12 protein-coding genes are annotated in these 12471 nt (G+C 62.8%); 11 read left to right on the forward strand and 1 reads right to left on the reverse strand.

Annotation, left to right across the window (positions count from 1 at the left end):
- Nucleotides 1-93: 93 nt before the first annotated feature.
- A complete protein-coding gene (locus M5B42_RS12075; protein ID WP_177099040.1) occupies nt 94-1044 on the reverse strand; it encodes a DMT family transporter in 951 nt (316 codons plus the stop codon).
- An 83-nt stretch (nt 1045-1127) separates the two neighbouring features.
- Here M5B42_RS12075 and M5B42_RS12080 point away from each other — a divergent pair, with 83 nt between their 5' ends.
- From M5B42_RS12080 to M5B42_RS12130, 11 genes are all read left to right on the forward strand, one after another.
- Nucleotides 1128-1691 (forward strand): XRE family transcriptional regulator, encoded by a 564-nt coding sequence (locus M5B42_RS12080; RefSeq protein WP_103499610.1) that lies wholly within the window; start codon nt 1128-1130, stop codon nt 1689-1691.
- Nucleotides 1692-1972: 281 nt separating this feature from the next.
- Nucleotides 1973-3175, forward strand: a complete 1203-nt coding sequence (locus M5B42_RS12085) for an SfnB family sulfur acquisition oxidoreductase (protein ID WP_248745948.1) — start codon at nt 1973-1975, stop codon at nt 3173-3175.
- 9 nt (nt 3176-3184) lie between these two features.
- A complete protein-coding gene (locus tag M5B42_RS12090; protein WP_177099038.1) occupies nt 3185-3640 on the forward strand; it encodes a hypothetical protein in 456 nt (151 codons plus the stop codon).
- Entirely contained in the window at nt 3630-5027 is a 1398-nt protein-coding gene (locus M5B42_RS12095) for an LLM class flavin-dependent oxidoreductase (protein WP_177099037.1), read from the forward strand. Before M5B42_RS12090 ends, M5B42_RS12095 begins: the two co-directional genes overlap by 11 nt.
- Before the next feature lie 75 nt (nt 5028-5102).
- The gene (locus M5B42_RS12100; protein ID WP_177099036.1) at nt 5103-6098 is read left to right on the forward strand and encodes an acyl-CoA synthetase; all 996 of its coding nucleotides are present in this window, start codon (nt 5103-5105) and stop codon (nt 6096-6098) included.
- A complete protein-coding gene (locus M5B42_RS12105) occupies nt 6095-6871 on the forward strand; it encodes an ABC transporter ATP-binding protein (protein WP_177099035.1) in 777 nt (258 codons plus the stop codon). The genes M5B42_RS12100 and M5B42_RS12105 overlap by 4 nt, the downstream gene beginning before the upstream one ends.
- A complete protein-coding gene (locus M5B42_RS12110; RefSeq protein WP_103494303.1) occupies nt 6871-7752 on the forward strand; it encodes a branched-chain amino acid ABC transporter permease in 882 nt (293 codons plus the stop codon). The genes M5B42_RS12105 and M5B42_RS12110 overlap by 1 nt, the downstream gene beginning before the upstream one ends.
- Nucleotides 7753-7755: 3 nt before the next feature.
- Nucleotides 7756-8805 (forward strand): branched-chain amino acid ABC transporter permease, encoded by a 1050-nt coding sequence (locus M5B42_RS12115; RefSeq protein WP_248745949.1) that lies wholly within the window; start codon nt 7756-7758, stop codon nt 8803-8805.
- 35 nt (nt 8806-8840) lie between these two features.
- Complete coding sequence (locus M5B42_RS12120; RefSeq protein ID WP_248745950.1) at nt 8841-10181, forward strand: ABC transporter substrate-binding protein; 1341 nt, start codon at nt 8841-8843, stop codon at nt 10179-10181.
- 3 nt (nt 10182-10184) lie between these two features.
- Nucleotides 10185-10952 carry an ABC transporter ATP-binding protein gene (locus tag M5B42_RS12125; RefSeq protein ID WP_103494300.1) on the forward strand — a complete coding sequence of 256 codons (768 nt, stop codon included), beginning with the start codon at nt 10185-10187 and terminating at the stop codon, nt 10950-10952.
- A gap of 14 nt (nt 10953-10966) precedes the next feature.
- On the forward strand, nt 10967-12421 hold the full coding sequence (locus tag M5B42_RS12130) for an FAD/NAD(P)-binding protein (protein WP_248745951.1): 1455 nt from the start codon (nt 10967-10969) through the stop codon (nt 12419-12421).
- The last annotated feature ends 50 nt before the right edge of the window (nt 12422-12471 follow it).

Genomic DNA, 12471 nt, shown 5'->3' on the forward strand with positions numbered 1-12471 from the left:
GCGAAGGATCATACGTGGCGCGCCGGAGATCACCAACCCAGAACCTGTGGCAGAATCCTACAAGGTAGGTGGCAAATGCCTGATTTGCCCTGTTTATTTGTTCGGATCCAGCCCTTCGGCTTCCGCAGCCTCTTCGACAGCCTCGGCCCGTTGTTTGCCCTTGGTCTTCAACTCACTGACGATCACCGCCGCGACAATCAACGCGGCCCCCAGCAGCGCAATTCCCGGCAACCGCTCACCCGCCAGACGCCCGGCAATCCCCGCCCAGACCGGTTCCCCGGCATAGATCAAGGTGGCACGGGTCGGCGAAACACTCTTCTGCGCCCAGTTCATCGCCACCTGAATCGCCGCACTGGCGGCCCCGAGGCCGACGGCACTGGCCAACAACAACCAGGAAAACTCCGGCAACGCCTCCTGGGTCGGCACGATCATCAGAAACGCCAGGATCGACGCCGTGGCCAACTGCACCACGGTCACCCGCCGTACATCGACCTTGCCGGCATAGTTGCTGATCAGGATGATTTCGGCGGCAATCGCGATGGCGCTGATCACCGTGGCGATCTCCCCGGAGCTGAAATTCAGCTTCGCGCCATTGGGCCCGGACAACAGCATCAAACCGGTAAACGCCAGCATGATCCCGACACTCGGCATCAGCCCCGGACGCTTGCCCAGCACCAGCCATTGCAGCAGCGGCACAAAAGGCACGTACAACGCGGTAATAAATGCCGACTGGCTGCTGGGAATACTTTGCAGGCCCACGGTTTGCAGACCGTAGCCGAGCATGATTGCGGTGCCGATAAAGAATCCCGCCTTCAGCTCGAAAGCCGTAATGCCCCGCAGGCTGCGGGCCGAGAACAAGGCGACGATGCACGCCGCCGCGGCAAAGCGCAGTCCGACGAAAAACATCGGGCCGCTGACGGTCATGGCGTTCTGCACCAGCAGAAAGGTACCGCCCCAGACCATGGTGATCAGGATCAGCACGCACTCGGCCTTGCTGAACCGCAGGGTCGAGGCAAACGAGGTGTTGGGGTTCGCCGCAGTCATGGCCTTGCACACTATTCGGGTGAGACGCACAATGCGCCGAAGCTGGGCAGTATACTGCGCAAACCAACCAAGTGAGCAATATAGTGCACAAAGAAACTTCGCAACGGGCTTCGGTGTTGCAACACGTCAGCTTGAACGTGCGTCGACTGCGCCATGAGGCTCAGTTGAGTCAGACCGCGTTGTCGGAAAAGTCCGGGGTCAGCCGCCGTATGCTGGTGGCGATCGAGGCAGGGGAGAAGAATGTCAGCCTGACCACCTTGGACCGGGTGGCCGAGGCGTTGGGTGTGGCTTTCAGCGATCTGATCCAGGCGCCGGATGTCCGCGACCCGAGTCGGATCAACGAGGTGGCCTGGGCCGGGGTGATTCCGGGGAGCAAGGCGGTGTTGCTGGCCAAGGCCATGGCCAGTCGCGAAGTCGAACTCTGGGAGTGGCGCCTGGAGCCGGGGGAGCGTTATGACTCGGAGCCGGACTGCGATGGCTGGAGTGAGCAGATCTATGTCTTCGAAGGTTGCCTGACGGTGGTGCTCGGGGAGCAGCCGCGGTTGGTAGCGGCGGGGGAGTTCTTTATGTTTCCCAGCAACCAGCCCCACGGCTATCGCAACGATGGTGATGTGGCGACGCGCTTTATCCGCAACGTTGTATTGTAGGCGCGTGGCTTGCCCGCGAAGCTTTTGGCGGCCTCAAGGGCCTCTTCGCTGGCAAGCCAGGCTCCTACAGGTTCGCGGTGTTCTTAAATTTCCATCTCCATCTGCCCCAATACCAACTGTTGCCAGGGCAACAGTGTCTGGACAGTTTGCTGTTTTACAGCTGCGATCAATTCTAGGTTTTTATTTTAAATGACTGAAAAATATAGATTTTAATTTCAGGCACGACTCCTGCTATGTCCTTGTCATGCGTTTTGCATTTTCAAGGACTCGGGAGTCGGTCTATGACAACTGTCGCCAAACCTGCTTACACCGCCCATATCATCCGTTCGGATGAAGAGGCCATTGCCGCGGCCAGAACCCTCGCAGCGCGTTTTGCCGTCGAAGCCGGCGTACGCGACCGCGAGCGACGCCTGCCCGCCGCCGAACTCGATGAATTCGCCGCCAGCGGCCTGTGGGGCATCACCGTTCCCAAAGCCTATGGCGGTGCCGGTGTTTCCTATGTGACGGTGGCGCAAGTCATCAAGATCATTTCCGCTGCCGACTCGTCCCTTGGCCAGATCCCGCAGAACCACCTCGGTGTGCTGGACATCCTCCTGCAAACCGCCAGCGAGGAACAAAAGCATTACTACTTCGCCAAGGTGCTGCAAGGCTATCGCTTCGGCAATGCCTTCTCCGAAGCCAAGAGCAAGAATGCCGGCACCTTCAACACCGGTATCCGTTTCGACGGCGACACCGCACATATCGACGGTGAGAAGTTCTACTGCACCGGCGCCTTGTTCGCCCATATCGTCCCGGTGGTCGGGCTCGACGAGGCCGGTAATGCGCAGATCGCCTTTGTCGAGCAGGGCACCGCGGGTCTGACTATCGTCGATAACTGGGACGGCTTCGGCCAACGCACCACCGCCAGCGGCAATGCGCTGTTCAACGACGTGAAGGTACCGCGCAGCAGCGTGATTCCAGCCCACCAGGCCTTCGACCTGCCCACCGCCAACGGCCCGATTTCCCAGATCATCCAGGCCGCGGTCGACACCGGTATTGCCGTCGGTGCCCTCGAAGAAGCCAAGCGTCATGCCCGTCAAGCGCGGCCGTGGATCGACAGCCAGCAGGAACATGGCTGGCAGGACCCGTTCACCCAGGCTGCCATCGGCGATCTTGAATGGCGGGTACACGGCACCGAAGCCATCCTGGAAAAGGCCGGCCTGGCAGTCGACCACGCCCTGGCGCAGCCCAGCGAAGACAGTGTTGCCCTGGCCTCCGTGGTGGTGGCCCAGGCCAAGGTGCTGTCCGCCGAAATCGCGTTGCTGGCCAGCAGCAAGATTTTCGAGCTGGCCGGCACCCGTTCGGTACTGGCCAGGCACAACCTTGATCGCCATTGGCGTAACGCCCGCACCCACACCCTGCATGACCCGGCGCGCTGGAAATATCACCTGATCGGCAACTACCTGCTCAACGGCGTCAAGCCGGCCCGACATGCCTGGAACTAGGAGCCCACGATGAACGCATTGACTCATCCCGCCAGCCACCAGCCCGCCCTGGCCCGAGTGGCGAGCGACCTGCATAACGCCCGCCAATCCCTGGAACGGACCCTCGGCGTTGCGCGCGCCCATGCCCAACTGGCCAACGATCACCAGGTCATCGGCAAGTTCGGCGACCTGCAGATTCGCATCGAGGTGGCGGCGGCGCTCCTGGAGCGCGCCGAACGCATTGCCGCCGGCAACCAGGACGAGGCCGAAAAGACCATTGCCGTCGCCGAAGCCAGTATTGCCATCGCCGAAGCCCTGGCGCAGGTCGGCCAGGTTGAACAGGAACTGACCGGCCAACGCCCCGAGTGGTCGCCCAGCCATGATCCGCTCCAGGATCCGTTGCATCTCAAATACCGATTGATCGGTGACTTGCGCCTCAATGGCGTGGTTCCGCCGAGTGCCAGGAGTGCTGTCGATGTCCCGTGAAATCCGCCTCAATGCCTTCGACATGAACTGCGTCGGCCATCAGTCGCCCGGACTGTGGGCTCACCCGCGTGACCGTTCCTGGCAATACAAGGACCTGGAGTACTGGACCGACCTGGCGAAGATCCTTGAGCGTGGCAAGTTCGACGGCCTGTTTATCGCCGATGTGCTGGGCATCTATGACGTTTATAACGGCAATGGCGATGCGGCGATTCGCCAGGCGGCCCAGGTGCCGGTGAACGACCCGTTGCAGTTGATTCCGCCCATGGCGCTGGTGACCGAGCACCTGGGGTTCGGCCTCACGGCTTCGCTGTCCTTCGAGCATCCGTATCCCTTTGCCCGACGTCTTTCCACCCTCGATCACCTGACCAAGGGGCGCGCCGGCTGGAACATCGTCACTTCGTACCTGGAAAGCGGTGCGAAGAACCTCGGCCAGCGTGCCCAGACCGAACATGACGCCCGTTACGACTATGCCGAGGAGTATCTGGAGGTCTGCTACAAACTCTGGGAAGGCAGTTGGGAAGACGGCGCGATCCTGCGCGACCGGGCGCGCAAGGTGTTCAGCGACCCGAGCAGGATCCACGAGATCCAGCATGTCGGCAAACACTTCCAGGTGCCGGGTATTCACCTGTGCGAGCCGTCGCCGCAACGTACCCCGGTGCTCTACCAGGCCGGCGCGTCCAGCCGTGGCAAGCAGTTCGCCGCCGAGCATGCCGAGTGCGTGTTTGTCGCCGCGCCGTCCAAGGTGCTGCTGAAAAAGGTCGTGGCCGATATCCGTCGGCGCGCGGCCGAGGCCGGTCGGGACCCGAAAAGCATCCTGATCTTCAACCTGCAGACGGTGATCCTTGGCGAGACCGATGCCAAGGCCAAGGCCAAGTTCGAGGAATACAAATCCTATGTCAGCTACGAGGGCGCCATGGCGCTGATCTCGGGCTGGACCGGGATCGACTTCAGCCAGTTCAAGCCCGATGAGCCGCTGCGGCATGTGCACACCAATGCCATCCAGTCGGCGGTGGAGACCTTTTCCACGGCGGACCCGAACCGGATCTGGACGCCCAATGAACTGGCTGACTGGGTCGGGATCGGTGGGTTTGGGCCGCTGTTTGTCGGCAGCCCGGAAACCGTGGCGGATCTGCTGCAGGAGTGGGTTGAAGAGACCGATGTCGACGGTTTCAACCTGGCCTATGCGCTGACCCACGAGACCTTTGTCGACGCGGTGGACTTGCTGGTGCCGGAGTTGCAGAAGCGTGGTGTGTACAAGACCGAGTATGCCCCGGGGACCTTGCGCGAGAAGCTGTTCGGCGCGGGGCCGAAGCTGGCGGATATCCATCCGGGGGCGGGGTATAGGGATCTGGCGGCGTTGCGGGAGAAGAGCCTGCGTTCGGCCTGATTACCGACCGAAAAACCTGTATTTCACAATCGCCAGCGGACCACCGCACGCCAAACGACTGAACGAGGTTCCGCCATGAGCGTGCATGAACTGAAACGTCCGCCCGTCATCCATCCGCCGCACCCTGAAACGGTTTCGATCTTTACGGGTGCTCTTGAGCAGCTGCGCCACTGGGCCCAGGTCAGCCCGTTGCAGAGCGCCTTGCGCCACAAGCGCCACGGGCAATGGCACAGCTGGCGCTGGATCGATGCCTTGCGCGAAGTCGAGCGTTTGGCCGATGGCCTGCGCCAACAAGGCTTCACTGCCGACTCGCGCCTGGCCGTCAGCGGCGCCCAGGAACCGAACCTGTTGCTGCTGGCACTGGCCGCCCATTCCATCGGTGGCCTGGTCTTCAGCCTGGCCTCGGACCTGAACGCAGAAGCCCTCGACCAAGCGTTCTGGCGCCTGCACCCCAGCCACGGCTTTGTCGACAGTCGCCAGCAACTGCTCAATTGGCTAGCTGCCGGCGATTCAAGTGCCGCCCCAGCAGTGCTGATCGCCAATCAGCTGCCGGGACGCCAGCCGGGTTCGCCGAGGCAAAACGTGCTCGCCTTCGCCAGCCTCGGTGGCGACAACCAGGAGCCGCGTCCGCTGGTGCGGTGGCGTGCAACAGGCGCCCAACCTCAGCTATGGAGTGAAGAAGATACCCAATGGCGGGGCGGCTTGAGCGTGGTCCTGGAGCAATGGCTGAACACCGGCCACAGCCTGGCCTTCCCGGAAAGCCGCGACAGCGCCAGCCGTGATCGACGGGAACTCGCGCCGTCCGGCCTGCTGCTGTCAGCGGAGCGCCTGCAAGTGCTGGCCGACGAAATCGAACAACGCTTGGCTCCTCCGGGCAGTTGGCGCCGGCGCCTGTGCGAATGGTCACTGGCCCATCCCGAACGACTCGTGGCCCGCCTGCTCAAGCAGCGTGTGCGGCGCCTGCTGGGCTTTCAGCGCCTGCAATACATCTGGCAACCGGCGACGCCATCGAAAGTCCCGGCGGCCTTCAATCAATGGCGGGTCGATGCCCCAGGACGGAAAAGCGCATGAGTACGCTCGAACCTATTTTGCAAGTACGTGACGTGTCGCTGTCGTTCAAGGGCGTGAAGGCCATCAATGCACTGTCATTCGACGTGCCGCGCGGCGAGATCTGCGCCCTGATCGGGCCCAACGGCGCGGGCAAGAGCTCGTTGCTCAACCTGTTGAACGGGGTCTACCGCTTCGACAGCGGTGAGATCGTCTTCGAGCAGCAGCGCTTTCACCGTATCGATCCCCTGGACGCGGCCCGTCGCGGCATTGGCCGGACCTTTCAGAACAATGCGCTGTTCAAGAAGATGAGCGTGATCGACAACCTCCTGACCGGGCTGTCGCGGCATATGCGCAGCCACTTTCTCGAACAGGCCCTGGGCCTGTCCCGGGCGCGTCGGGAGGCCGAGGCCTTTCGCCTCAAGGCCCAACACATTCTCCAGTTGCTTGAACTCCAGGCCGTGCGCGATGTGCCGGTGGGCACCTTGTCCTATGGCCGGCAAAAACGCGTGGAGCTGGGCAGGGCGCTGATTGCCGGTCCCACGCTGTTGCTGCTGGACGAGCCCATGGCCGGCATGAATGCCGAAGAAAAGCAGGAAATGGCGCGGTTTATCGCCGACGTCAATCGCGACCTCGGCACTACCGTGGTGCTGATCGAACATGACATGGGGGTGGTGATGGGCTTGTCCGATCATGTGGTGGTGCTCGACTACGGGCGCAAGGTCGGCGACGGCACGCCGGCCGAAGTGCAGGGCAATCCCGAAGTGATCGCGGCCTACCTGGGAGCAGTGCACTGATGGCGTTTTTTCTCGAAACCCTGATCGGCGGATTGCTCGCCGGGACCCTGTATTCGCTGGTCGCCATCGGCTTCGTGCTGATCTACAAGGCCAGCGGCGTGTTCAATTTTGCCCAGGGCTCGATGCTGCTGTTTGCCGCACTGACTTTTGTCAGCCTTCACGACCAAGGCGTGCCGTTCGCCCTGGCGTTGCTGCTGACGGTCGGAGTGATGGTGATCGGCGCGCTGCTGATCGAGCGCCTGGTATTGCGGCCGCTGGTCAACCGTTCGCAGATCACCCTGTTCATGGCGACCCTGGGCCTGTCGTTCATTATCGAAGGCCTGGCACAAGGGCTGATGGGCTCCCAGGTCCGTGCGCTGGATCTGGGCATCGACGACGTGCCGCTGTTTGTCCACGGGATGATGCTCAGCCAGTTCGACCTGATTGCCGCCGCTGCCGCCGTGGTCCTGGTGGTGGTCCTGGCGCTGCTGTTCAACAAGACCCGGATCGGCGTATCGCTGCGGGCGGTGGCCGACGACACCACGGCGGCACTGTCCATCGGCATCAACCTCAACCGCATCTGGCAGATCGTCTGGGCGGTGGCCGGCTGTGTCGGTCTGGTGGCGGGCCTGCTCTGGGGCGCGCGCCAGGGGGTGCAGTTTTCCCTGTCGCTGGTGGTGCTCAAGGCCTTGCCGGTGTTGATCATCGGCGGCTTTACCTCGATCGGCGGGGCGATTGTCGGCGGGTTGATCGTCGGCGCCTCCGAGAACCTCGCCGAAGTCTATATCGGGCCGCTGATCGGCGGCGGCATCACGCCCTGGTTCGCCTATGTCCTGGCGCTGGCCTTCCTGTATATCCGCCCGGCCGGCCTGTTCGGCGAGCGGGCCATTGAGCGAGTCTGAAGCATGTCCGTTCCCGTAATGAGTGAAACCGCACCCTGGGTGCTGATCGAGCGGCGCCTGCCATGGTCGTTGCTCGGCCTGCTGGTGCTGGCATTTGGCGTTGTGCCGCTGGTGGGCAACGATTATTGGCTGAGCGCGATCCTGATCCCGTTCCTGGTGCTGTCCCTGGCAGGGCTGGGGCTCAACCTGCTGACCGGCTACACCGGGCAGACCTCGGTCGGCGCGGCGGGCTTCATGGCAGTGGGGGCCTTTGCCACCTACGGCTTTCTGCTGCGTCTGCCGGAATTGGGCTTGCCTCTGGCGCTGCTGGGCGGCGGCATCATCAGCGGCTTTGTGGGCTTGCTGTTCGGCCTGCCCAGTTCGCGGATCAAGGGCTTCTACCTGATGGTCACCACCCTGGCCGCGCAGTTTTTCCTCGAGTGGTTGTTCGTCAAGTTTCCCTGGTTCTACAACTACGGATCGTCCGGGACCATTTCCGCTCCGAGTCTGTCGTTGCTCGGGCATGACCTGAATACCCCGGTGGGCCGCTACCTGTTGACCCTGGTCACGGTGCTGCTGCTGACCTGGGTGGCGCGCAACCTGGTGAACAGCCAGACCGGGCGCAACTGGATGGCGATCCGCGATATGGACACGGCCGCGGCGGTGATCGGTATTCCGGTGGCACGCTACAAACGCCTGGCGTTTGCCGTCAGTTCGTTCTACCTGGGCATCGCCGGGGCGTTGTGGGCGTTCGCCTACCTGGGCACCGCGAGCGCCGGCAGTTTCGATATCAATCGGTCGTTCCAGATCCTCTTCATCATCATTATCGGCGGCATGGGCAGCATCGCCGGCAACTTCGTCGGTGCGGCGTTTATCTGCCTGCTGCCGATCCTCCTCAGCCACCTCGGCCAGGCCTTGCTCGGTGGCGCGGTGGATGCCGGGCAGTTGCAGAACCTGCAAAAAATCATCTTTGGCGTGCTGATCATCCTGTTCCTGATCAAGGAGCCGGAAGGGCTGATCCGCCTGCTGAGCAACACCCGCGAACGGCTCCGGCACTGGCCGTTGCGCTTCTGACTTCCGACTTCCCATCCCTGGAGAACGATTCCACCATGCGTGCACTTTTCAAGCGTTCACTGACGGCTGCGGCCCTGGCCCTGACGGTTCTCGGCACTGCGGCGCCGATGGCCCAGGCCTCGCCCGACCAGCAATTCTTCCCCCTGGCCACCTACCGGGTCGGCGCCTATGCCTCCAGCGGCGTGCAGGTCTGGGCCGGGATGATCGACTACCTCAACTACATCAACGAGGTGGAAGGCGGGATCAACGGCGTCAAGCTGGTCTGGCAGGAGTGTGAAACCGAATGGACGGCGGAGAAGGGCATCGAGTGCTACGAGCGCTTCAAGAACGGTCTGGATGGTGCGCCGGTGGCGGTCTATCAGCCTAACGGCGCGCCGGCGGCCTACGCCCTGAGCGAGCGCGCGGAAGTCGACAAGATCCCGCTGATCACCCTCGGTTACGGTCGTACCGAAGCCACCGACGGCAAGGTCTTCCCCTATAACTTTCCGGTGATGCTGACCTTCTACAGCGAAGCCTCGACCCTGGTGAACTACATCGCCCAGCGCGAAGGCGGCTTCGACAAGCTCAAGGGCAAGAAGATCGCCACCGTCTACCATGACTCGGCCTATGGCCGTGAAACCCTCGGGCCGCTGAAACTGCTGGCGGAAAAATACGGCTTCGAGAATATCCAGATTCCAGTAGCTGATCCGGGCAACGAACAGTCGGCGCAATGGCGGCAGATTCGCCAGCTCAATCCGGACTGGGTGTTCCTGCGGACCTGGGGTGTATCGACGCCGGTAGCGGTCAAGACCGCCGCGCGCTTTGGCTTCCCGGTGGACCATATCGTCGGTGATATCTGGGCCAGTTCCAGCGAAGATGTGTTGCCGGCGGGTGCGGCGGCCAAGGGTTATCTGGCGTTGACGCCTTACCCGGCGGGCGCGGACTTCGAGATCCACAAGCGCCTCAAGCAATACATCCTCGACAAGGGCAAGAGCGACCTCAAGGACCTGAACAACTTCGGCAGCGTCTACTACAACTCCGGGCTGGTGAACGCGGCGATTGCGGTGGAAGCCATTCGCACCGGGCAGGCCAAGTTCGGCAAGCGGCCGCTGCATGGCGAAGAAGGGCGTTGGGGCCTGGAGCATCTGGATATCGATGATGCGCGACTCAAGGCCATGGGCTTCTACGGCCTGATGCAGAACCTGAAACTGTCCTGCAGCGACCATGAAGGCGGCGGTTCGGCGCGGGTCCAGCAATGGGACGGTAGCCACTGGAGCCTGGTCAGCGACTGGATCGCGGCGGATCGGGCGCTGTTGCGGTCGTTGATCGACGAGAAGTCGGCAGCCTTTGCGGCAGAAAAACACCTGACTCCGCGCACCTGCGCGGCGGGCGAGTAAGCCATGGGCCGGCCCGCGCTTGAAGCGAGCGGTGCGCCGCTGTTGCAGGTCTCGGACATCGAGGTGATCTATGACCGGACGATCCTGGCGGTGTCCGGGGTTTCCCTGAGTGTGCCCAAAGGCGGCATTGTCGCCTTGCTCGGGGCCAACGGTGCCGGCAAAAGCACCACCCTCAAGGCGATCTCCGGGCTGGTGCGGGCCGAACGGGCGCAGGTCACGCGCGGCAGCATCCACTTCCAGGGGCATGACAGCCTGGCGGTCGACCCGAGCCAGCGCGTGCGTGACGGCCTGGTGCACGTGCTGGAGGGGCGACATGTATTCGGGCAACTGACGGTGGAGGACAACCTGCGCAGCGGTGGGTTTGTCCGCGGGCTGAGTCGACGGCAGATGCTGGAAGACCTGGAGCGGGTCTATGCCTGGTTCCCGCGCCTGAAAACCAAGCGCAAAACCCAGGCCGGGCTGACTTCCGGGGGCGAGCAGCAGATGGTCGCCATCGGTCGGGCCTTGATGACACGACCGACTTTAGTCTTGCTCGACGAGCCATCCATGGGCCTGGCGCCTATTATCGTTCAGGAAATCTACGAGATCGTGGCTCAGCTCAATCGCGAGCAGCAGGTCAGCTTCCTGATTGCCGAGCAAAACATTAATGTAGCGCTCAAATACGCGACCCAGGCCCATGTGCTCGACACCGGCCGGGTGGTGCTCAGCGGTACGGCGGATGAATTGCTGGCCAGGGGCGACCTGCACGACTTCTACCTGGGCAAGCACTGACAAGAGAGTGAAGAATGAGTGGAACCCTGAGCGGACAGGCGACAGACGCCATCCCGGCTGCTGATGTGTTGATTATCGGCGGGGGCTTGAGCGGCGCGATGCTGGCGGTGCAGTTACTGCGCCTGGAAGGCCGGCGGCGGATCCTGATCGTCGAGCCGCGTGCCGAATTGGGTCGGGGTGAGGCCTACAGCGCCACGGAGCTGGGGCATACGTTGAACGGTAACGCGGCGCGGATGAGCGTCGACCCGGACAATGCCGATGACCTGACGCAATGGTTGCAGGCTTATATAGCAGACGGTGGCTGGCCTGAGTCGGATCAACAGCATGTTCCGGTCAGCGAGCTGTTCATGCCCCGGGGGATCTTTGGCCTTTACGTCCAGCAGCGCCTGGCCGAAGCCCGGGAGCAGGGGGCGACCTGGGGATCGACGGCCGAGCATGTGCGGGGCGAAGTGGTCGATCTGCAAAGCGACAGTGATGGGGTACTGCTAATGCTGGCTGATGGTCGGCAATTGCAAGGTACCAGCGCGGTGCTGGCGACCGGCATGTTCCCTGCGGCGCGTACCCGGCAGAAACAATCCAGTGGCTTGAATGCTGCGGCGGTGGACCCTTGGGATGTGGCGACCCTGTCGCGGCTTGATCCGCAAGGGACGGTGCTGATCATCGGCTCCGGCCTGACCATGGTCGATGCCGTGGTCTCGCTGGAACAGGCCGGGCATCGTGGGCCGATCCGGGTGATTTCCCGGCACGGGCTGTTGCCTCATGTGCGGCGTCAGCCGCCGAGCTGGGTGGATTTCCTGGCGGCCGATCACAGTATTCGCAGCCCACGGCAGTTGCTGCGCGAGGTGCGTCGCCAATGCACCTTGGCGTTGGAGACCGGGATTGACTGGCAGGCGCCGTTGGACACGGTGCGGGCGCATATCGGTCGGCTCTGGAGCCAGGCCAGCGATGTGCAGCGTCGGCAGTTCGTGCGGCATGTGCGGCCGTGGTGGGAGAGTCATCACCACCGTTCGCCACCCTTGAGTGCCGAGTTGGTGGAGCGGTTATATAAAGAAGGGCGGCTGACCATCGAGGCGGCGTCACTCAAGGGCCTGGACGAGCCACGGGATGGGCAGGTGAGTATTTTCATCCGGCCAAGGGGGGAGACGCAGACACATACGGTTACGGGCGCGGCGTTGATCAACTCCACGGGTATTGAATATGACTGGAGGCGGGTGGATCGCCCATTGCCCCAGCAATTGCTGGCGCGACGATTGGTTCGGCCAGGGCCGCTGGCGTTGGGTATCGCGGCGGATGTCGGTGGCGCTGTGGTGGATGCCGAGGGCAATATCTCCACCCGCTTGTTCGCCATGGGCCCGCCGTTGCGGGGCATGTGGTGGGAGAGCACGGCGGTGACGGATGTGGCCAGCCAGGCGAAGGCACTGGCGGTGCGTCTGGCGCAATTGAGCGCCTCGGAGAAAGACCGAAGCTGACCTAAAAATTATTAGAATTCAGGGGGTTGCCAGTGTCATTCAACTAGGAC

This window comes from Pseudomonas sp. MWU12-2037, assembly GCF_023242345.1.
In the GTDB taxonomy this organism is placed as follows: Bacteria; Pseudomonadota; Gammaproteobacteria; order Pseudomonadales; family Pseudomonadaceae; genus Aquipseudomonas; species Aquipseudomonas gingeri_D.

Excerpts from the sequence above, each read along its gene's own strand:
- M5B42_RS12075 (WP_177099040.1), bottom strand. The coding sequence starts at position 1,044 with ATGACTGCGGCGAACCCCAACACCTCGTTTGCCTCGACCCTGCGGTTC.
- M5B42_RS12085 (WP_248745948.1), top strand. The coding sequence starts at position 1,973 with ATGACAACTGTCGCCAAACCTGCTTACACCGCCCATATCATCCGTTCG.
- M5B42_RS12090 (WP_177099038.1), top strand. The coding sequence starts at position 3,185 with ATGAACGCATTGACTCATCCCGCCAGCCACCAGCCCGCCCTGGCCCGA.
- M5B42_RS12095 (WP_177099037.1), top strand. The coding sequence starts at position 3,630 with ATGTCCCGTGAAATCCGCCTCAATGCCTTCGACATGAACTGCGTCGGC.
- M5B42_RS12100 (WP_177099036.1), top strand. The coding sequence starts at position 5,103 with ATGAGCGTGCATGAACTGAAACGTCCGCCCGTCATCCATCCGCCGCAC.
- M5B42_RS12105 (WP_177099035.1), top strand. The coding sequence starts at position 6,095 with ATGAGTACGCTCGAACCTATTTTGCAAGTACGTGACGTGTCGCTGTCG.
- M5B42_RS12110 (WP_103494303.1), top strand. The coding sequence starts at position 6,871 with ATGGCGTTTTTTCTCGAAACCCTGATCGGCGGATTGCTCGCCGGGACC.
- M5B42_RS12115 (WP_248745949.1), top strand. The coding sequence starts at position 7,756 with ATGTCCGTTCCCGTAATGAGTGAAACCGCACCCTGGGTGCTGATCGAG.
- M5B42_RS12120 (WP_248745950.1), top strand. The coding sequence starts at position 8,841 with ATGCGTGCACTTTTCAAGCGTTCACTGACGGCTGCGGCCCTGGCCCTG.
- M5B42_RS12125 (WP_103494300.1), top strand. The coding sequence starts at position 10,185 with ATGGGCCGGCCCGCGCTTGAAGCGAGCGGTGCGCCGCTGTTGCAGGTC.
- M5B42_RS12130 (WP_248745951.1), top strand. The coding sequence starts at position 10,967 with ATGAGTGGAACCCTGAGCGGACAGGCGACAGACGCCATCCCGGCTGCT.